General features: G+C 61.5%; 19 protein-coding genes. 4 read left to right on the forward strand and 15 right to left on the reverse strand.

Annotation, left to right across the window (positions count from 1 at the left end; all coding sequences use genetic code 11):
* The 4 genes from ACR0BA_RS15265 (at position 1) to pdeM (ending at position 5,142) form a co-directional block, all read left to right on the forward strand.
* Positions 1-546 carry a prepilin peptidase gene (locus tag ACR0BA_RS15265; RefSeq protein WP_170370882.1) on the forward strand — a complete coding sequence of 182 codons (546 nt, stop codon included), beginning with the start codon at positions 1-3 and terminating at the stop codon, positions 544-546.
* A 117-nt stretch (positions 547-663) separates the two neighbouring features.
* Positions 664-1,971, forward strand: a complete 1,308-nt coding sequence (locus tag ACR0BA_RS15270; RefSeq protein WP_093962764.1) for a P-loop NTPase family protein — start codon at positions 664-666, stop codon at positions 1,969-1,971.
* Between the two features lie 52 nt (positions 1,972-2,023).
* Positions 2,024-4,435 (forward strand): ligase-associated DNA damage response DEXH box helicase, encoded by a 2,412-nt coding sequence (locus ACR0BA_RS15275; RefSeq protein WP_480728748.1) that lies wholly within the window; start codon positions 2,024-2,026, stop codon positions 4,433-4,435.
* A 44-nt stretch (positions 4,436-4,479) separates the two neighbouring features.
* Positions 4,480-5,142: a ligase-associated DNA damage response endonuclease PdeM gene (gene pdeM / locus ACR0BA_RS15280; protein ID WP_480728750.1), complete on the forward strand. Its 663-nt coding sequence runs from the start codon at positions 4,480-4,482 to the stop codon at positions 5,140-5,142.
* 12 nt (positions 5,143-5,154) lie between these two features.
* Here pdeM and ACR0BA_RS15285 read toward each other — a convergent pair whose 3' ends face one another.
* From ACR0BA_RS15285 to ACR0BA_RS15355, 15 genes are all read right to left on the reverse strand, one after another.
* On the reverse strand, positions 5,155-6,018 hold the full coding sequence (locus tag ACR0BA_RS15285) for a LytTR family DNA-binding domain-containing protein (RefSeq protein ID WP_480728752.1): 864 nt from the start codon (positions 6,016-6,018) through the stop codon (positions 5,155-5,157).
* Positions 6,019-6,097: 79 nt separating this feature from the next.
* Positions 6,098-6,988: a bifunctional methylenetetrahydrofolate dehydrogenase/methenyltetrahydrofolate cyclohydrolase FolD gene (folD, locus tag ACR0BA_RS15290; RefSeq protein ID WP_480728753.1), complete on the reverse strand. Its 891-nt coding sequence runs from the start codon at positions 6,986-6,988 to the stop codon at positions 6,098-6,100.
* A gap of 53 nt (positions 6,989-7,041) precedes the next feature.
* The gene (locus ACR0BA_RS15295) at positions 7,042-7,347 is read right to left on the reverse strand and encodes a chorismate mutase (RefSeq protein ID WP_170337522.1); all 306 of its coding nucleotides are present in this window, start codon (positions 7,345-7,347) and stop codon (positions 7,042-7,044) included.
* A gap of 57 nt (positions 7,348-7,404) precedes the next feature.
* Positions 7,405-9,081 (reverse strand): formate--tetrahydrofolate ligase, encoded by a 1,677-nt coding sequence (locus tag ACR0BA_RS15300; protein WP_170337521.1) that lies wholly within the window; start codon positions 9,079-9,081, stop codon positions 7,405-7,407.
* A gap of 144 nt (positions 9,082-9,225) precedes the next feature.
* Positions 9,226-9,822 carry an MOSC domain-containing protein gene (locus ACR0BA_RS15305; RefSeq protein ID WP_480728755.1) on the reverse strand — a complete coding sequence of 199 codons (597 nt, stop codon included), beginning with the start codon at positions 9,820-9,822 and terminating at the stop codon, positions 9,226-9,228.
* 107 nt (positions 9,823-9,929) lie between these two features.
* Entirely contained in the window at positions 9,930-11,846 is a 1,917-nt protein-coding gene (gene ftsH, locus ACR0BA_RS15310) for an ATP-dependent zinc metalloprotease FtsH (RefSeq protein WP_093962771.1), read from the reverse strand.
* Positions 11,847-11,922: 76 nt separating this feature from the next.
* Positions 11,923-13,176 (reverse strand): tRNA lysidine(34) synthetase TilS, encoded by a 1,254-nt coding sequence (tilS, locus tag ACR0BA_RS15315; protein WP_480728757.1) that lies wholly within the window; start codon positions 13,174-13,176, stop codon positions 11,923-11,925.
* A complete protein-coding gene (gene ybgF / locus ACR0BA_RS15320) occupies positions 13,173-14,003 on the reverse strand; it encodes a tol-pal system protein YbgF (protein WP_480728759.1) in 831 nt (276 codons plus the stop codon). Before ybgF ends, tilS begins: the two co-directional genes overlap by 4 nt.
* A gap of 4 nt (positions 14,004-14,007) precedes the next feature.
* The gene (pal, locus tag ACR0BA_RS15325) at positions 14,008-14,511 is read right to left on the reverse strand and encodes a peptidoglycan-associated lipoprotein Pal (protein WP_093962774.1); all 504 of its coding nucleotides are present in this window, start codon (positions 14,509-14,511) and stop codon (positions 14,008-14,010) included.
* Positions 14,512-14,598: 87 nt separating this feature from the next.
* Positions 14,599-15,918 (reverse strand): Tol-Pal system beta propeller repeat protein TolB, encoded by a 1,320-nt coding sequence (gene tolB, locus ACR0BA_RS15330; protein ID WP_093962775.1) that lies wholly within the window; start codon positions 15,916-15,918, stop codon positions 14,599-14,601.
* On the reverse strand, positions 15,915-17,006 hold the full coding sequence (locus tag ACR0BA_RS15335; RefSeq protein WP_480728761.1) for an energy transducer TonB: 1,092 nt from the start codon (positions 17,004-17,006) through the stop codon (positions 15,915-15,917). Before ACR0BA_RS15335 ends, tolB begins: the two co-directional genes overlap by 4 nt.
* Before the next feature lie 9 nt (positions 17,007-17,015).
* Positions 17,016-17,492 (reverse strand): protein TolR, encoded by a 477-nt coding sequence (tolR, locus tag ACR0BA_RS15340; protein WP_093962777.1) that lies wholly within the window; start codon positions 17,490-17,492, stop codon positions 17,016-17,018.
* 1 nt (position 17,493) lies between these two features.
* Positions 17,494-18,189, reverse strand: a complete 696-nt coding sequence (gene tolQ / locus ACR0BA_RS15345; protein WP_093962778.1) for a protein TolQ — start codon at positions 18,187-18,189, stop codon at positions 17,494-17,496.
* A gap of 108 nt (positions 18,190-18,297) precedes the next feature.
* Positions 18,298-18,681 (reverse strand): tol-pal system-associated acyl-CoA thioesterase, encoded by a 384-nt coding sequence (ybgC, locus tag ACR0BA_RS15350; RefSeq protein ID WP_093962779.1) that lies wholly within the window; start codon positions 18,679-18,681, stop codon positions 18,298-18,300.
* A complete protein-coding gene (locus tag ACR0BA_RS15355) occupies positions 18,678-19,301 on the reverse strand; it encodes a hypothetical protein (RefSeq protein ID WP_170337516.1) in 624 nt (207 codons plus the stop codon). Before ACR0BA_RS15355 ends, ybgC begins: the two co-directional genes overlap by 4 nt.
* Positions 19,302-19,409: the final 108 nt, after the last annotated feature.

Genomic DNA, 19,409 nt, shown 5'->3' on the forward strand with positions numbered 1-19,409 from the left:
ATGGCAATTCCTGCAGTGGCAGCCCTGTGGTTTCTACCATTTGTGCTGCCCATCTGTTTCTATGTCGCGTTCACCGACATGCGGGAAATGAAGATCAAGAACCATGCGGTCACAGCTTTGGCCTTGGTTTTTGTGGTGGTCGGGCTGATTGTGCTGCCACCTTGGTCCGGCGATTGGGTTGGGGCCAGCATCGGGCCTTTGCAGTTTTCTCTGCCGGTCTATGCTTGGCAGCTGTTCCATCTGGTGGTCGTGCTGTTTTTTGGCATTCTTCTCAATGCCGCAGGCGCCATGGGTGCGGGCGACGCCAAGTTCTGCGCGGCTGCGGCTCCGTTCGTATGGGTTGGTGATTTCTTGCTGGTGATGGTGATTCTGATGGTCACGACGCTGGCCGCGTTTGCCACCCATCGGCTGGCCAAATACTCCCGCCTGCGCCAGATCGCCCCGAACTGGGAAAGCTGGGATCAGGGCAAGAAATTCCCCATGGGGCTGGCCTTGGGTGCGAGTCTTGGCATCTATTTGATTTTGGGCGCAATTAACGGCTCGTAAACCATCATGTCTGCGCCTTGCCCGCGCCTTGGTCCTGCCACAAAGCTGCGCCAGATTTTCCGCAAGTGGTCCCTTTCGGGGCCCAAGGATTGACAACTGGATAGACGAGCCGCGCTCATGAACATGCAGACCTCATCCGTTATGGCTCCTCCTGCCCCGAAGGGTCTGGGGGAAATGCAGCTTCCGCTGGTTATGATGCGGGACATCCTTCTGAAGACCGTTTTCCGCAAGAATGTGGACACCGTGAGCGAGATCGCCGCCTCGATCTGCCTGCCGAGTTCGGTGACGCAGGAATTGGTCGACATCGCCCGCGAACAGAAGCTGCTTGAGGCAACGGGGACATTGAACGCCAACAGCGGCAACGAAATGGGCTATCAGCTGACCGACGCCGGCAAGGCACGGGCGTTGGACGCGCTGAGCCAGTCCGAATACTTCGGCGCCATGCCCGTTCCGCTGGAGGTCTACCGCGAGCAGGTCAAACGACAGTCGATCCGGAACATCCAAGTCACGCGCGATCAGTTGACCGGCGCCATGGGGCACCTTGTTCTGCCGGACAGCCTGCTTGACCACCTGGGCCCTGCGGTCAGCGCCGGTCGCTCGATCCTGATGTACGGCCCGCCGGGCAACGGTAAGTCTTCGATTTCCAACGGAATTCGGGATGCGTTGGGTGACAACGTCTTTGTTCCGTATGCCATCGAATATGCCGGTCAGGTGATCACCGTGTACGACCCGATCGTGCACACAGCGATCGAGCAAGAGGCTGACGACCCGAACAGCCTGCGCCGCCGCAAGCGGTTCGACACGCGGTACGTCCAGTGTGAACGCCCCACTGTGGTCACGGGTGGTGAACTGTCGTTGAGCATGCTGGACTTGGTCTACAACCCCACGGCGCGCACCTATCAGGCGCCGCTGCAGCTGAAATCGACCGGCGGCATCTTCATCGTGGACGACCTTGGCCGCCAGGCCGAGCCGCCGCAGGCCCTGATCAACCGATGGATCGTTCCGTTGGAAGAGGGCAAGGACATTCTGGGTCTTCAGTCGGGTGAAAAGTTCGAAGTTCCCTTCGACACGCTGGTCATCTTCTCGACCAACTTCCACCCGAACGAGATCTTCGACCAGGCCGCGCTTCGCCGGATCTTCTTCAAGATCAAGATCGACGGCCCGAACCAGGAAAACTTCCTGAAGATCTTCGCCATGGTGGCCCGCAAGCGCGGCATTCCGTTGGACGAAGCCGCACTGGTGCATCTGCTCAAGGTCAAGTATCCGACCATCAACAATGTCTATGCGAACTATCAGCCTATCTTCCTGATCGATCAGATGATCTCGATCTGCGAATTCGAGGGCATCCCCTATCAAATGAGCCCGGAATTGATCGACCGCGCCTGGGCGAACATGTTCGTCAAGGACGAGGAAATCGTTAAGTAAGACGGACCCAAACCGCATTCCGCTTTGTCACCGGGCGGGCTAGTCTGCGCATATGACGCAGATTCCCGCCCGGATTGACACCTGGTTTACCGCCAGGGGTTGGTCCATCCACCCGCATCAACAGGCCATGATCGACCGGGCGCAGGCCTCGGCGACGCTGTTGATCGCGCCCACGGGCGGCGGCAAGACGATGGCCGGGTTCCTGCCCTCGCTGATCGAACTGGCCGAGGGGCGGCACGCGGGGCTGCACACGATCTATGTCTCGCCGCTCAAAGCGCTGGCCGCCGACATCAAGCGCAACCTGCGCGGCCCGGCCGACGAGATGGGCTTGCCGATCCGGATCGAGGATCGCACCGGCGACACCACCCCCACACAGAAGAAACGCCAGCGCGTGGACCCGCCGCATATCCTGCTGACGACTCCGGAAAGCCTGGCGCTGCTGACGTCCTACGAAGATGCACCACGCATGTTTCACGGCGTCCAGCGCGTGATCGTGGACGAGATACACGCGCTGGCCGAAAGCAAGCGGGGCGATCATTTGATGCTGGCGCTAGCCCGCCTTCAGACCCTGTGCCCCGATCTGCGGCGCGTGGGCCTGTCAGCGACGGTCGAGGACCCGGACGCCATCGCGCGCTTTCTGGCCCGCCATCCCGACCCTTGCGACATCGTTCTGGCCGACCCAGGCCCCGACCCCGATATCGCCATGCTGCAAACGGCCGAAATGCCGCCCTGGGCCGGCGGCGGCGCGGCCTATGCCATCCCGGCGGTGCTGAAGCAGGTCCGGCAGCACAAGACGACGCTGATCTTCCACAACACCCGCGCCCAAGCCGAGATCTTCTTTCACAACCTGTGGCTGGCCAATGACGAAGGCCTGCCCATCGGCATCCACCACGGCAGCCTCGACCGGCAACAGCGCGAACGGGTCGAGGCGGCGATGGTCCGTGGAGACCTGCGCGCCATCGTCTGCACCGGCAGCCTCGATCTGGGGATCGATTGGGGCGACGTGGATCTTGTGATCCAGATCGGCGCACCCAAGAACGTCAAGCGCCTGGTCCAGCGGATCGGGCGGGCCAACCACCGCTACAACGCGCCGTCCAAGGCTTTGCTGGTGCCAGCCAACCGGTTCGAGGTGGTCGAATGCGTTGCCGCGCTGGAGGCCGCGCGCGAACACGATCTGGACGGCGAGCCGCGCGGCCCCGGACCGCGTGACGTCTTGTGCCAACACATCCTGGTCGCGGCCTGCGCCGGACCGTTCGATGCCGATGCCCTGTTTCCCGAGGTCACCTCGGCCGGTCCTTATGCCGATCTGTCTCGCGCGGCCTTCGATGCCTGTCTGGAGTTCTGCGCAACCGGTGGCTATGCGCTGCGGGCCTATGACCGCTGGCAACGCCTGCAACAGCGCCCCGACGGGCGGTGGCAGCTGCGCGACCCTCGCGCGGCGCAGCGAATCCGTATGAACCTGGGCACGATCCAGGACAGCGATACCCTGAAGGTCAGGCTGAAGCGAAACCGGGGCGGCAAACCCTTGGGCGAGGTCGAAGAGGCCTTTGCCGCATCGCTGACCCCGGGCGACACCTTCCTGATCGGCGGTCAGATCGTGCGCTATGAAGGGCTGCGCGAAACGGTTGTCGAGGTCACGCGCCGTGCGGACAAAAAGCCCAAGGTCGCCACTTTCTCGGGCACCAAGTTCGCCACCTCGACCCAGCTGAGCGACCGCATCCTGCGGATGTTCGCACAGCCCGACTGGCCGCAGCTGCCCGAACATACGGGTGAATGGTTGGCCCTGCAGCGCCGGATGTCGCGGCTGCCCGGGCGTGACCGGCTGTTGATCGAGAGCTTTCCCAATGACGGCCGCGAAAACCTGTGCGTTTACGGCTTTGCCGGACGCAACGCACAACAGACGCTGGGCCTGCTGCTGACCAAACGGATGGAGGAAACCGGGCTGGCCCCGCTGGGCTTTGTCGCGACCGACTATGCCACGCTGATCTGGGGACTGGACGCGGTGACCGACCCCAGCCCCCTGTTCCAGATCGAGGCCCTGCGCGACGGGCTGGACAACTGGCTGGCGGGCAATGCGGTGATGAAACGGACCTTCCGCGCCTCGGCCACCATCGCCGGGCTGATCGAGCGCAACACAGGTGGCCAACGCAAAAGCGGGCGGCAGGCGACGTTTTCGTCGGACATCCTGTACGACACGCTGCTGAAATACGACCCCGACCACCTGCTGATGCAGATCACCCGCGAAGAGGCCATGCGCGGGCTGGTCGATTTCGGACGGATCGAGGCGATGATCGCGCGCATCGGCGACCGGATCGACCTGATCCGGCTGGACCGGGTGTCGCCGCTGGCGGCGCCCTTGCTGCTCGAGGTGGGAAAGGTCCCGGTCAAGGGCGCGGCCGAAGAGCGGCTGCTGGCGGAAGAAAGCGCCCGTTTGCTGCGCGACGCCGGCCTGGAACCCGCCTGAAGAAACGACTTGCAAATCATGGCCCGGCAGGCAAAGAACGGACCATGAACAGCCTTGAATTTTCGTTTGCGGGTGCCCGGCTGCACGCCATGGGATCGGGCGCACTTTGGTGGCCGGGGCACGATCTTCTTTGTGTTTCGGACCTGCACTTGGGCAAGTCATCTCGGGTCGTTCGGCGGGGCGGACCGGCCCTGCCCCCCTATGACAACCGAGAGACACTGTCCCGGCTGGCCGCCGATCTGGACACGACCGGCGCCAAGACGGTGGTTTGCTTGGGGGACAGTTTCGATGATCTCGAAGCCTCGGAAACGCTGAGCGATGCAGATCGGCTCGAGATTTCTGCGCTGCAGGCCGGGCGGCTGTGGATCTGGATAGAGGGCAACCATGATCCGGGTCCCGTCGCGCTGAGCGGCACCCATCTGGCCGAGTGGGGCCAAGACGTGCTGGTCTTCCGCCACATAGCCGAACCCGACGCGCAAGGCGAAGTTTCAGGCCATTTTCACCCCAAGGTCCGGCTCAATGCGCGGGGCCGCATGATTTCGCGCCCGGCCTTCTTGTTTGACAGGTGCCGGCTGATCATGCCGGCTTATGGAACATATACCGGAGGGCTGCGCAGCTCGGATACCGCGTTGTCTCAGTTGATGCAGCCGGACGCCCGTGCCATTCTGACGGGCCCGCAGCCACAGCTGACGGCGATGCCGCGTTAGCTAACAGCTGGTTCAGATCACACCGTCTTCTTCCAGTTTGGGTTTGTACTTGCGGCTGACGGGAACCAGATCATCGTTCCGAAGGCGCAGGTAGGTCTTGCCGTTGTTTTTCTGGATTTCCAGAATGGCCGCGTCCGTGACCCAATGGGATCTGTGGGTACAATGGCCCGAAATCGGCTCCATCTCAGCAATCGCGTCAGTAAAGCGCGACCGGATCGTATAGGTTCCGCTGGTGGTCACCACATCAACGTAGTGATCCCGGACCGCAAGCCGCAGGATATCACCACGGAACCCATCCGGTAGGCGGCTCACCAAACGGGGTTGGGGTGCTTCGATGATTTCGTCATTTTCAGGCGGGGCTTCGCCTTTGCTGACAAGTACCAGACCTGTGCTAAACAGCGCACCGTAGGTGCCGACTGCCAGCAAACCGGGAGCATCGTGGCCACTGGCAGCGTACAGGATCCACGTCAGGATCCACAACGCAGGCGTGAACAATACAAGGATCACCAAGGCAAACGCCACGTCCCGGACCGTCAGTCCGACGTGGTCCAGACGATCTTTCACCAACTGCCGAGATCCCCACGTTGCCACAACCGCCAGAATCATCACTCCTGCCCAGAACGCCAGACGTACGGAGAAGGGCAGATCCATTTCTCGGAACGGTGGGAAAGTATAAGCGAGCAACGGGATGAACAGAATACCGGCGACCACCCTCTGAGGCGTGCATTCTGCAATGAAAGGGCTCAGTTTTGACAACATATCAAAATCAATGAGCAGCCTTTCGGGACCCAGCCCTTGTCCCTCAGACGCCCACTTATTCACTTCGTAACCGGCTGGAAACTCAAGCTTATCACGAAATGTCAGACAATCAAACACGTTTGCGGCGTGCTGGCGGGGGTCGTTTCATCCCCACGTTGGCCCCGGGGCGGACGCTCCGCCCCAAGACCGCCAGTGGTCAGGCCGTCAGTCCTTCGGGCTCGGGCAGGCCGTTCGACCGGCAACAGGCCGTCAAGGTGTTGGCCAACAGGCAGGCGATGGTCATCGGGCCAACACCACCGGGAACCGGTGTGATAGCGCCTGCGCGCTCGGCCGCGCTGGCGTAATCCACGTCGCCGACCAGCTTGTTTTTTTCATCACGCTCAATCCGGTTGATGCCAACGTCGATGACAGTGGCGCCCTCCTTGATCCAGTCGCCAGGCACCATCTCGGGGCGGCCCACGGCGGCCACGACGATATCGGCGCGACGCACGACATCGGGCAAGTCCTTGGTACGGCTGTGCGCGATGGTCACGGTGCAGCTGTCACCCAGCAGCAATTGGGCCATCGGCTTGCCCACGATGTTCGACCGGCCGATCACCACCGCATCCATGCCGGACAACGAGCCATGATGATCGCGCAGCATCATCAGGCAGCCCAACGGTGTGCAGGGGACCATGGATTTCTGACCGGTGCCCAACAGACCCACGTTCGAGATGTGGAACCCGTCGACATCCTTGGCCGGGTCGATCGAGTTGATCACCAAGTCCTCATTCAAATGCTTGGGCAGCGGAAGCTGGACCAGAATGCCATGCACCGCGGGATCGTTGTTCAGCTTCTCGATCAAGGCCAGCAGATCCGCCTCGGACGTGTCGGCATCCAGCTTGTGCTCGTATGAGTTCATACCCACTTCGACAGTCATCTTGCCCTTCGATCGGACATAGACCTGGCTGGCCGGATCTTCGCCGACCAGGACCACTGCCAGACCGGGGGTGATGCCGTTTTCTTCCTTGAGTTTTGCAACCTGATCGGCGACTTGCGCGCGGACCTTGGCCGCAAAGGCCTTGCCGTCGATGACTTGAGCTACCATCCTTTGATCCCTTCTTTCAAAAAGCGGATCGGGCGCGAAGGGCGCCCGGTCATTCAGTCAGGGCCGAGCACGTTCTCCTCGCGCGCAATCGACCAATCAATCAAGATGCGCCAAAGCCTTTCGGTCAGATCGGGGTCCATGCCCACCTCAACCGAGTTCGAACGCACCTTTTGCACCACATCCTCGACACGCTCGGGTATACGGGCCGGCAGGCCCTCGCCCGGTTTCAATTCGGACGCGCGATCGATGTAGGTTGCGCGCGTCGCCAACAGTTCGATCAGTTGGCGGTCCAGCTTGTCGATCTGAACCCGCAATTCCTGCATGGAATGACAGTCCTGCGGCAGTGTCAGAGTGGGCATCGCAATCTCCTCATGGCCCGGGGATTCCCCGGACCACGAGATGTCTTATTCAGCGGCTTAGAACAAGCCCTCGATCTGCCCTTCGTCGTTGAGGCGGATTGTCTCAGCCGCCGGTTTGCGGGGCAGACCGGGCATGGTCATGATCTCACCGCAGACCACCACGATAAAGCCGGCACCCGCCGACAGGCGCACCTCGCGCACCGGAACCGAATGGCCGGTAGGCGCGCCGCGCAGCGACGGATCGGTCGAGAAGGAATACTGTGTCTTGGCCATGCAGACCGGCAGGTTGCCGTATCCGGCAGCTTCCCATTCCTTCAGCTGGTTGCGGATCTTGGCATCGGCCAGAACCTCGTCGGCGCGGTAGATGCGCTTGGCGATGGTCTCGATCTTCTCGAACAGGGACATTTCGTCAGGGTAGATCGGCGCAAAATTCGCGGTACCGGCATCTGCCAGTTCAACGACTTTTTTTGCCAGATCTGCAGATCCTTCCGAGCCCAGTTCCCAATGCCGCGACAGAACCGCCTCAACCCCATGTTCGGCGCAGTAGTCCTTGACCGCCTGAACCTCGGCATCGGTATCGGTGACAAAGTGGTTGATCGCCACGACGACCGGCACGCCGAAGGATTTCACGTTCTCGATATGGCGGCCCAGGTTGGCACAGCCCGACTTTACCGCGTCGACGTTTTCCGCGCCCAGATCGGCCTTGGCCACGCCGCCATTCATCTTCATCGCGCGAACCGTTGCAACCAGCACCACGGCCGACGGCGCAATGCCTGCCTTGCGGCACTTGATATTCATGAACTTCTCCGCGCCCAGATCGGCCCCGAAACCGGCCTCGGTCACGACATAGTCGGCTACCTTCAGCGCGGTCTTGGTCGCGATGACCGAGTTGCAGCCATGCGCGATGTTGGCAAACGGGCCGCCATGCACGAAGGCCGGGTTGTTTTCCAGCGTCTGCACCAGGTTGGGCTGCATCGCGTCTTTCAGAAGAACGGTCATCGCGCCTTCGGCCTTGATGTCGCGGCAATAAACCGGGGTCTTGTCACGGCGGTAGGCCACGATGATGTCGCCCAGGCGCTTTTCAAGATCCTTCAGGTCGTTGGCCAGGCACAGGATCGCCATGACCTCGGACGCAACGGTAATGTCGAAACCTGCTTCACGCGGGAAACCGTTCGACACGCCCCCCAAAGAGGCCGTGATCTGGCGCAGGGCGCGGTCGTTCATGTCGACGACCCGGCGCCAAACGACGCGGCGGGTATCGATTTCCAGTTCGTTGCCCCAATAAATGTGGTTGTCGATCATCGCCGACAGCAGCGAGTGGGCCGAGGTGATGGCGTGGAAGTCACCGGTGAAGTGCAGGTTCATCTCTTCCATCGGCACGACCTGCGCATAGCCACCGCCCGCGGCACCACCCTTCATGCCGAAGTTCGGACCAAGCGAGGCCTCGCGGATACAGATCATCGCATTCTTGCCGATCCGGTTCAGGCCATCACCCAAACCGACGGTTGTGGTGGTCTTGCCCTCGCCCGCAGGCGTCGGGTTGATTGCAGTCACAAGGATCAGCTTGCCATCTTCGCGGTCCTGGACCGAGTTGATGAAATTCTGGCTTACCTTGGCCTTATCATGGCCATAGGGCAGCAGGTCGTCGCTCGAGATGCCGATTTTTGCACCAATCTCCTGGATTGGCTTCTTGTTCGCCTCGCGAGCGATTTCAATGTCGGATTTGTAGCTCATTGGGCAAGATCCCTGATTAAATTCCGTGCAAAACCGACGCCGCGCGTCGGTGCTGTCAAATCCATACCGTTGTGTACGGTTTGAATGGATGTGGATTCCGACATTTTCAGGCCGCGAAACGGCGTAGGCCTTGTTCGGACGTATCTAATCGGAAACCGCCGTCTGTTTTGGGTTCCATGCGCGCTGATCGGGGACGAACAGGGTCAAACTGTCTCCGAGCCTCAGAAGGCCCAGCCGTTCGACCCAAGCGGTCACCCCGCGCCGGCCCTGTGCGGCCGGTTTGAACCGGGCGCCGTGCCCCGGTGACTCTGCTTCGATTTCCCGTCCGGGCAGGACACAAGGGCGGTTCTCCATATCGACGGTCAGGGTCAATCCCGTATCCGCCTGCAGCCGTGACGAGGGCGGAACATGCGTGAAATCCGGAATGCCCTCGACAACGATACTTGCACCCAAAAGGGCCGGATCCAGCCGGTCCACGCCCATTTCAGAAGCAATGGCCGCCATTTCCTCGGCAGCCAGGATCGTCAACTGTCGCACGTTACGGATTTCGGTGCCTTCCGGGTACAGGTTCTTGACCCGCACGCAGGATGGTCGATTGAGCCCTTCATGACGCGCGCCCTTGTCGCCCGAGAACCCAAGGTCGAGCTGCGGCACTGGCTGAGCCCGCAGGGATTGCCCGGCAGGAACGTGGCCCAACCAGACGACCCGGGATTTGAATTCGGTTTCACGCAGGACAGGCATGCCATTTCCTTTCGACAGCGGATCAAAGTTCGCTGCAGCCTAACGCTCGCTGCCCTGATGGAAAGGCCGAAAAGAAAAGACCCGGCTCTGGGGCCGGGTCTCTTGCTTCATGCCGAAGGTTCAGGCTCCATCCCGCCCTCGGGCGGGGTCTTCTTGACCTTGGTCTTGGGAATCGCCGTCACGCTCGCGGCATTTCCGTGATCGGACTTGTCGCTTTCGTCGTCACTCTCATTCGGCGGTTCGCCATTCATGACGCGCTTGATTTCGTCACCCGTCAGAGTTTCGTATTCAAGCAGGCCCTGAGCCAAACGCTCCCATTCTTCCTTGTGTTCGGTCAGGATCTGATGGGCGCGGTCATATCCCTGTTGGATCAGCCGTTTGACCTCTTCCTCGATCAGTTCCTTGGTGTGGGCCGAAACCGAGAACCCGGCCGTGTTGCCCTGATAGCCTTCATGCGCCTCGGCATAGTCGATGTTGCCGACCTTGTCGGACATGCCCCAACGCATCACCATGGCCCGCGCCAATTGGCTGGCCTGCATGATGTCGCCGGCCGGGCCGTTCGAGACGTGGTCTTCACCGTATTTGATGACCTCGGCCGCCTTGCCCGCCATGGTCATGGCCAGCTTCTGCTCACATTCGTCCCTGTGATAGTTCAGCTGGTCCATTTCAGGCAGGCTTACCACCATGCCCAGCGCGCCGCCGCGCGGGATGATCGTGGCCTTGTAGACCGGATCGCACAACGGCAGGGTCATGCCGACCACGGCATGGCCGGCCTCGTGATAGGCGGTCTTTTCCTTCTGGTCCTGGGTCAGCACCATCGAGCGGCGCTCGGCCCCCATCATCACCTTGTCCTTGGCGTTCTCGAAGTCTTCCATGGTGACAAAGCGCCGACCGACACGTGCGGCCATCAGCGCGGCTTCGTTCACAAGGTTGGCAAGGTCAGCCCCCGAGAAGCCGGGTGTGCCGCGCGCGATGATGCGCAGATCGACATCCGGACCCAAAGGCGTCTTGCGGGCGTGAACGCCAAGAATCTTTTCGCGACCTTTGATGTCCGGGTTGCCGACGGTCACCTGACGGTCAAAGCGGCCCGGGCGCAGCAGCGCCGGGTCGAGCACGTCCTTGCGGTTGGTTGCAGCCAGGATGATGACGCCCTCGTTTGCCTCGAACCCGTCCATCTCGACCAGAAGCTGGTTCAGGGTCTGTTCGCGTTCGTCGTTGCCCCCGCCATATCCGGCACCACGATGGCGGCCCACGGCGTCGATCTCGTCGATGAAGACGATGCAGGGCGCGTTCTTCTTGGCCTGTTCGAACATGTCGCGCACGCGGGACGCGCCCACACCGACGAACATTTCCACGAAGTCCGAACCCGAGATGGTGAAGAACGGCACGCCGGCCTCACCCGCAATCGCGCGGGCCAGCAGCGTCTTACCAGTACCCGGAGGGCCAACCAGCAGCGCACCTTTCGGGATCTTGCCGCCAAGGCGCGAGAATTTCTGCGGGTTGCGCAGGAATTCGACGATCTCTTCCAGCTCTTCCTTGGCCTCGTCGATGCCCGCCACGTCGTCAAATGTGACGCGGCCGTGCTTTTCGGTCAGCATCTTGGCCTTGGACTTGCCAAAGCCCATTGCGCCACCTTTGCCGCCGCCCTGCATCCGGTTCATGAAATAGACCCAGACACCGATCAGCAGCAGGAACGGCAGCAGCGTGATCAGGAAAGACTGGAAACCCGATTGCTGTTGCTTTTCCGCCCGCACGGGAATGTCTTTCTCGATCAGCAGCTTGGTGACTTCGGCATCACCGGGCTTGATCGTGACGAAATTCCCGCCGGAACTGGTTGTGTAACGGATCTGCTCACCATCCAGCGTCACGCCTTTTACGTCGCCTGCTTCGACGGCGCTTACGAAATCCGAATAGGTTTTTTCATTGCTCTGGAGAGTTCCTCCCGGTCCGCTGAACAGATTGAACAGTGCAAGGATCAACAGGAAGAGAACGACCCAGAAGGCTATATTGCGAGCGTTGCCCAAGAAAATTCTCCCAAAAGACATCGGCAGATTAGGCGCTGCCGGGTTGCCTCTTAAAATAGAGATGATTGAAGCAGGTTCAATGCGATAAAAAAGAAGCCGAAAACTCGGGGAATTTCGGGTCCATTTCAAACGCCCATCCGTTCAAAAAACCGGCAAATGGCGCGGACACGATTTGGTCGCCCAGCCAAACGGCGGGCGTGACCATCAGCACCATGCGCGGCACCCCTGTCGCGCGCCAGTCGGGTACTTGTGGCAACCCCGTCTCGCCAAGCGCACGGATCTGTGCTCCGGGCGTGTCCGGTCCTGTCGCGATCCAACGCCCATCCCAGAGTTCGGCCGGTCGGGCCACGCATGCCGAAACGGCGGTCAGCTCTCTGCAAAACCACGAACTATTCCCGTCCGTCAGGATTTGACAACCGCTCAGCGTCGACGAACGTCCCGCAATAACGGCCTGTACGACCTGCTCGACTTTGGTTTGCCGCGGCGGGTACCCCGGACCCGAGATCCGCTGGAGGATACCGACTACAAGCCGACGCTGTATTTCCTCAGGCAGCGCGGCAAAACCGGCGCGATCCACACGCACCGCACAGGCTTTCTCTTTCGCGACACGGCGGGCGGATTCCTGCGCAAAATGCTCAAGCGCCCGGTTCGCACGCCCGAGGTTCGCAGCAACGCGCGACAAAGTTTCAGCCGTAATCCCCAAGCCGGACAGATGGCCCAACGCCTCGCGGGCTTTGATCCGGTCAAAGCGCAGGTCCTGATTCGAAGGGTCTTCGATCCATCGCACCCCCTCAGCCCGCAAGTAGTCCCGCAAAGCGGTGCGCGTTTCACCCAGCACAGGTCGCCAAAGCGTGACACCGTCCAGATCGCGCGCAAAAGACATGGCCGACAATCCGCGCACGCCGGCGGCGCGTCCAAGACGCATCAACACGGTTTCCGCCTGATCATCTGCGGTATGGCCCAGAGCGACCGCGGGAATGTCCTGCGACACCGCCCAGTCCCGCAGCAGGCCGTAGCGCGCCTGCCGTGCCTGATCCTGCAGGTTTCCCGACCAGTCCCATCCCGTCCATTTCAGAGTGACATGAGACACGCCCAAATGTGCACATGTCTCGGAAACACTGGCGGCCTCGGCGGCCGCATCCGGCCTCAGGCCGTGATCGACAGTGGCCGCAAACACCCGAACATCTTCATCCCGGGCGATCCGGACCAAAAGATGCAGCAATGCAAGCGAGTCGCTTCCACCGGACACGGCCACGCCCAGTCGCGACGGAAGCGTTTCAGGCAACAGTGCCCTGACGCGTTCCGGAAGGGTGTCGGCTGGTGAGCTCAAGAACAGCTCAGCGACGCCATTTCCTCGGTTGCCGTGGCCACAAAGGCCGACGACGGGAACCGGACGCCGACTTCTCCAAGCGTGATACAAGCCTGGTCTACCTGGCCCAACCGGCCCAATGCTGCCCCAAGTTCGTACAAGGCCTCGGGGGCCACCGGCCCTTCGGAATCGCCAGTAAAGCTGGCAAGGAAAGCCCGGGCCGCCTCGCGGGTATCACCCAGCCCTTCCAGGGCTTGCCCTCGCCTCAGATTGGCTTCGGGGGCCAGCGGGCTACCGGGATACGCGCTGTCAAATTGCGCAAAAAGATCGGCCGCCGTCTGGAAATCGCCGTCCGCAAGGGCTTGCGACGCGGCATCAAAATCGGCTTGTTCACCTACGGCCAGTTCGACCTGGTCGCCGTCGGCGGCATCGCCGGGCGTCGTCACCGGAGCGGTGATGGCCGCTGTGTCGCTATCTCCACCCAATGTCGGTGTGTCTTCGCCTGTGAACTCGCAACCGGGTTCCAGCTCGCAGAGACGGAACTCCAGATCTCCGATCCGGTTGGTTCCGTCCGTCACGACATTCTGAACACGCTGATTCAGCTGCTCGGTCTGCCGAGTCAGCCTCTGCAACTCGGCCTCGATGGCGTCAACGCGTTCCAGTATCGAACTGCCGGACAGGTTCGGCGCGGACGAGCCTGTCGTAGAAAACTCGCGCTTGAGCCGTTGGATTTCGACATGCAGCACCGTCAGTTCCTGGCGAATATCGGCCAGAGTCTGCTGATCCTGCGCTTGCGCGCCGCTGGCAAGGGTCAAAGCCGCCGCCAGAACCAATCCCGCAATTCTCATCCTGTTACCCCGTTGTGGATCCGGTCAGCACGGTGACCGCGCGGCGGTTCTTGGAATAGCATTCCTCGGTGCTACAGATTTCGATCGGGCGCTCCTTGCCATAGCTGATCGTCTGCAGACGGTTTCCGGCCACACCGCGGGAAATCAGGTATTCCCGCGCGGCATTTGCCCGGCGGGCGCCCAGCGCAAGGTTGTATTCCCGCGTGCCCTGTTCATCCGCGTGACCTTCGATCGTGGCGACGTAGTCGGTATTGGCCAACAGCCACTGGGCCTGCCCCTGAAGGATCGTCTGCGCCTCGGGCGAGAGCGTGGACTGATCCACGGCAAACAGGACCCGGTCACCGATCGCCTGCTGGAAATAGGCGGGCGAACGTGGGTCGCTGGGAGAACCCGGGACGATTGCGCCGTTGCCGCCGGCGCCACCGCCCAAAGCCGAGGGATCGTTGTTGGTACATGCGGCCACCAGCGCCAGCGCGCCCAGAGCCGCAAACTTGCTCAATACGTTCATTTCTGTTGCCTCTTGTCCCGTTTGTTTATTGACGTCTGTCTATCACAGCCAGCCTGCCTTGTGAACTTCGGCGCGACCGGCGGTCTCTTAATTCAACAGTGGCCCCCAGGACGGGTCACTGCCACCGTCCGGGGTGCGTACGGGGCGCAGGTTTCGGCCCGAAATGTCGACCGAGTACAGGGTCGAACGCCCGCTGGCGCCCTGGGTTTCCCGCGCAAACATTATGACCCGGCCATTGGGCGACCATGTGGGCCCCTCGTCCAGGAACGAGGCGGTCAACAGCCGCTCCTCGCTACCGTCCAGTCGCATCACGCCGATATGGAACCGGCCCTTGTTCTGCTTGGTAAAGGCCACCAGATCTCCGCGTGGTGACCAGACGGGCGTCCCATAGCGCCCTTGGCCAAAGCTGATGCGGGTCGCCTCACCGCCATTTGCCGGCATGATATACAACTGAGGGCTGCCTGACCGGTCGCTCTCGAAGACGATCCGCGATCCGTCAGGCGAATAGCTGGGCGCGGTTTCAATTGCGGGCGTGTTGGTCAGGCGCACGCTTTGGCCGGATGCCAGATCCATTTTCCACAGATCCGTATTGCCGCCCTGCGTCAGCGAATAGACGATCGAGCGGCCATCCGGCGAAAAGCGCGGCGAGAAACTCATCGTACCTTCCTGAGTCTGCAATTCCTGCCGCTTGACCCGGCCAACATCCAGAACGTAGATCCGCGGGCGGCCGCTTTCATAGCTGGTGTAGAGCAACCGGTCGCCCGTTGGCGAAAAGCGCGGGGCCAGAACGATCGCGGCACTGTCGGTCAGGTACTGAACATTCGCCCCGTCATAATCCATGATGGCCAGCCGCTTGCGGCGCTGATCCTTTGGGCCGGTTTCCGAGACAAAAGCCACTCGGCTGTCGAAATAGCCTCCCTCACCAGTAATGCGGCTGTAGACCTGATCAGCCACCTTGTGCGCCATTCGACGCCAGCCCTCGGTTGTACCAGCAAATTGCAGGCCGTTGCCCAATTCCTGACCCGAAAATACATCCCAGACCCGGAACCGGACGGACAGGGTATTGCCCGAGACATTCACCGCGCCGGTGACCAGCGCATCGGCATTGATCGCCTTCCAATCCGCAAATTGGACCGGCGCTTCGAAACTGCTGACACGGCTGATGAATGCATCCGGCGAAATCTCACGGAACAGGCCGGTTCCGGTCAGGTCCTCGGCGATGACGCGGCTGATGTCAGCCGCAAACTGGCTGGCCGCCGGACTGTCCGGTACAAAGCTGGGCACCGCAAATGGCAAAGGTTCGATGATGCCTTCATCCAATTCCAGCCGAAGTGGGCCGGTTTGCGCAGACACGGGGGCCGACAGAAGGGTCAGGCCAACGAAGAGGCTGGTCAGAAGTTTCATCATTTGATCCGCATCCTCTCGGGATTGAAGGTGATCTCAATATCCTTCCAATGCTCGTATTTGTCAGCAGGAAGGTCATATCCTTTTGCTCCACAGCGCAAAATCGCACGCCGGGCGGCCTCGTATGCCTGTTTTGCGGCCCCGTCCGAGCCACCGGAGCTGTCCAGAAGCTGCAGACTGCCGGGAACGATCGAGCCGTCGCGGTTCAGCGAGAAACCGACCACCACAACGGTCTTGAGCGCATCGGTCGACAACGAGCCCACGTTCCAGCACCGCGAAACAGCCAGACGCATCGCATCCTTTTCACCGCCGGTGAGAGGCGGACCGGACGGCTCGGACGCCCCGCCCAAGGCCTCGGCCAGCGCGTCATTGATCGCGGCCTCGTCGGGTTCCGCAGCCTGTTCGACAGGCTCGGCGGTCGCGGTCTGTTCGGTTTCCGGAGGCTTGGGCCGATTGGGCCGAACCCGGGGACGCGGCGAGCTTTGTGGCGACAGGTCCTTGGCCTCTTCCGCCTCGGTCACGATCTGGTCCGTGGCTTCCTCGGGCGCGGTCTGGTCTTGCTGCTCCTGCTGGATCTCAGCCCCTTCATCCAGCGAAACCGCCGGTGTTTCGATATCGTCCGGCTTTGCATCCAGTGGCGGCGGAGCGATGGGTTCGGGGGCCACCTTGTCCGCCGGGCGGGGCTGGGACTCGGGCAGCGCCGGCAAAACCGCAACCTCGGGTTCCGGTTCATCCAGTACCGGAGGCTGCTCGATCACGTCGGGTTCGGGTGGAGTCTCAACTGCCTCGGGTTGCGGCTCGGGCTCCGGTTCAGGTGGCGTGACCGGCTCGGGGCGCGGCTGTTCTTCGACCGACGGCTCCAGCACTTCGGGTGCCGGGGGTTGTACGATCGGATCTTCCAATGCGTTGGGGGGCGTCGGAACTTCGGGCGCATCGCTTTGCGCCGTCAGGGCAGCGAATTGCTCAGCCGAAACCACCGACACCTCCTGCACTGCAAAAGGCAGCGGCTCGGATCGGAACGTGCCGCCGAACAGGGCCCATCCGATCAATGTCACATGGGCAATCGCCGAAATCTTGGTGCCGGTATCCACCGCGCAGCCTCACTCTCCGCCCGCGTCCAGCGCCGGCCCGCCAGTATCGGTGACAAGGCCCACATTCGAAAACCCGCCGGCATTCAACGCACCCATGACCTGCATGACCTGCGCATAAGGAATGGCGCCATCGGCCCGCAGGTAGACGCGGTCGCTGCTGCGCTCGGCAGCAATGGCGCGTAACTTGCCGATCAACTCGTCGCGGGTCACCTCGGTGGTCTGGATCTGAACCCGCCCGTCGGCTGTTAGCGTGACGGTCAACGGTTCCTCGTTGTCGCCCGGCAGGGCACTGGCGGCGGTTTTGGGCAGGTCAACCTCGACCCCCACGGTCATCAGCGGAGCCGCGACCATGAAGATGATCAGCAACACCAACATCACGTCGACAAAGGGTGTGACGTTGATTTCACCCATCGGCTGCGCACGCCCGCGCCGCCGTCCTCGGCGTCGTCCGTTGCCGCCAGACGATTGCTGGATCGCCGCACCCATGTCAGCTGTCCAACTGGCGGGACAGAATGGTTGCGAATTCGTCGGCAAAAGCCTCATATCCGCCAACGATGCGATCGCTGTCCGCGCTAAGTTTGTTGTAGAAGATTACGGCCGGAATTGCGGCCAAAAGGCCAAGACCGGTCGCCAGCAAAGCTTCGGCGATGCCCGGTGCCACGACGGCCAGGTTTGTGTTCTGCTGTTCGGCGATTTCGATGAAGGCGTTCATGATTCCCCAGACCGTACCGAACAGGCCGATGAAGGGCGCAGTCGAACCCACGGTGGCCAGGATCGAAAGACCCTTTTGCAAACCCTCGGCTTCTTTGGCGATGGCCACATCCATCGAACGATCGATCCGTGCCTGAGCGCCAGCTATGAGCCCACCGTCGGCGCGGTGCGAGCGGCGCCACTCGATCATGCCGGCTGCGAAGATCTTTTCGGAACTGCCATCCGGCTGCGTTCCGATCTGCTCAAACAGCTCGTCCAGCGGGTTGCCCGACCAGAACGCCTCGTCGAACACCTGCGCTTCGCGTCGTGCGCTGCGATAGGTGATGAGCTTTTGAATGATGATCGACCATGACCAGAAGGATGCGACCACAAGGATCAGCATCACCACTTTCACGATGAATGTCGCACGGGCGAACAGCCCCCACATGGAGAAATCGATCTCCTGCGCCAGCGCCAGCGTTTCAGCTTCCATGAACCTGCTCTTTGTTTTGCCTGACAGCCGTTGATTGGCCTTGTTTTGCCAAACGCTAGCGTAGTTAGGGGCAAATTGCCAACAGAACCACAGGGGCTGAGCAAATTGTTACAGCAATGCGCGAATCTCTGCCGGGAGCCGGATCGGCCGGCCATCCTGATTGACGCAAACGGCCGTCACGGTCGCGCGGAAGACTTCGGTTTCCCCGCGCCGGATGAGTTGAGCCATGGTCAGTCGCACGCCGGAAATCGCGACGACCTCGGTTTCGACCAGCAACTCGTCATCGAACCGCGCAGACGCCAGATAGTCGGCCTCGACCCTCCGCACGACCCAAATGATACCAGCCTCGCGCATTGCGTTCTGGTCATTGCCCAGGTTGCGCACCCAATCCGACCGGGCGCGCTCGATATAGCGCAAGTAGTTGGCGTGATAGACCACGCCCCCCATGTCGGTGTCCTCGTAATAGACCCGGACGGGAAAGACATGCTTCATTGCGTCGGCTCCATGCGTGCGAACAGCCGCAGCGCATGGGACGGGTCCCGCGCCACCGCCGGCAAAACCGGATCATAGGCGGCGCGGATCAGCGCGGCAATGTCGGGCCGCAGGATCGTCGTGTCTCCCGCCACGGCCAGGGGCGAGCGCTCTCGGAAGGCTGTGTCCGACCACAAAAGAACGGTCTGAACAACCTGCGACAAGGCCAGCGTTTCAGCCGACACTTTCGATAGCTCACGGTCCATCCTCACAAAGACAAACGCAGCACGGATCGCGCCGTCCGGATCGAACCTGAAGGCTCGATACTGGTTGGCTCCGCCAGCATCGAGCCGTTCGACCAGCGGAGCGAGGTCCGGGATCAGCCGGTCAAGGTCAGGCACCTCGAGCAGCTCGGCCCAATCGCGAAAAAAGAACACCATGCAGTTGGCGCCCAACTCTGGGTCGGTCTCGGCCATCTTATGGCCGGCCAGTGCAACCACCGCCTCGAACGCGCCTTTGACCGTTGCTAGCGTCTTGTCTTCCACACCAAATACGATCGGCACGATGGGCCGTCCCCAACGTGCGAAAAGATAGCTCCCGTCCGCGCGAAAAAACAACTCGGCAACACCCTCAGGCGTCATTGGCAATTCCCTCTTTTTTCAACCTCGGGGCCGTTGCTTACTATCGTAAACAACGATATGCCCGCGACAAACGCCATGTTGCCCGGGCGTTACCGACACTACCAGACC

This window comes from Ruegeria sp. CI5, assembly GCF_056536885.1.

Coding starts and splice junctions, on each gene's coding strand:
- ACR0BA_RS15265 (WP_170370882.1), top strand. CDS start 1: ATGGCAATTCCTGCAGTGGCAGCCCTGTGGTTTCTACCATTTGTGCTG.
- ACR0BA_RS15270 (WP_093962764.1), top strand. CDS start 664: ATGAACATGCAGACCTCATCCGTTATGGCTCCTCCTGCCCCGAAGGGT.
- ACR0BA_RS15275 (WP_480728748.1), top strand. CDS start 2,024: ATGACGCAGATTCCCGCCCGGATTGACACCTGGTTTACCGCCAGGGGT.
- pdeM (WP_480728750.1), top strand. CDS start 4,480: ATGAACAGCCTTGAATTTTCGTTTGCGGGTGCCCGGCTGCACGCCATG.
- folD (WP_480728753.1), bottom strand. CDS start 6,988: ATGGTAGCTCAAGTCATCGACGGCAAGGCCTTTGCGGCCAAGGTCCGC.
- ACR0BA_RS15295 (WP_170337522.1), bottom strand. CDS start 7,347: ATGCCCACTCTGACACTGCCGCAGGACTGTCATTCCATGCAGGAATTG.
- ACR0BA_RS15300 (WP_170337521.1), bottom strand. CDS start 9,081: ATGAGCTACAAATCCGACATTGAAATCGCTCGCGAGGCGAACAAGAAG.
- ACR0BA_RS15305 (WP_480728755.1), bottom strand. CDS start 9,822: ATGCCTGTCCTGCGTGAAACCGAATTCAAATCCCGGGTCGTCTGGTTG.
- ybgF (WP_480728759.1), bottom strand. CDS start 14,003: ATGAGAATTGCGGGATTGGTTCTGGCGGCGGCTTTGACCCTTGCCAGC.
- pal (WP_093962774.1), bottom strand. CDS start 14,511: ATGAACGTATTGAGCAAGTTTGCGGCTCTGGGCGCGCTGGCGCTGGTG.
- tolB (WP_093962775.1), bottom strand. CDS start 15,918: ATGATGAAACTTCTGACCAGCCTCTTCGTTGGCCTGACCCTTCTGTCG.
- tolR (WP_093962777.1), bottom strand. CDS start 17,492: ATGGGTGCGGCGATCCAGCAATCGTCTGGCGGCAACGGACGACGCCGA.
- tolQ (WP_093962778.1), bottom strand. CDS start 18,189: ATGGAAGCTGAAACGCTGGCGCTGGCGCAGGAGATCGATTTCTCCATG.
- ybgC (WP_093962779.1), bottom strand. CDS start 18,681: ATGAAGCATGTCTTTCCCGTCCGGGTCTATTACGAGGACACCGACATG.
- ACR0BA_RS15355 (WP_170337516.1), bottom strand. CDS start 19,301: ATGACGCCTGAGGGTGTTGCCGAGTTGTTTTTTCGCGCGGACGGGAGC.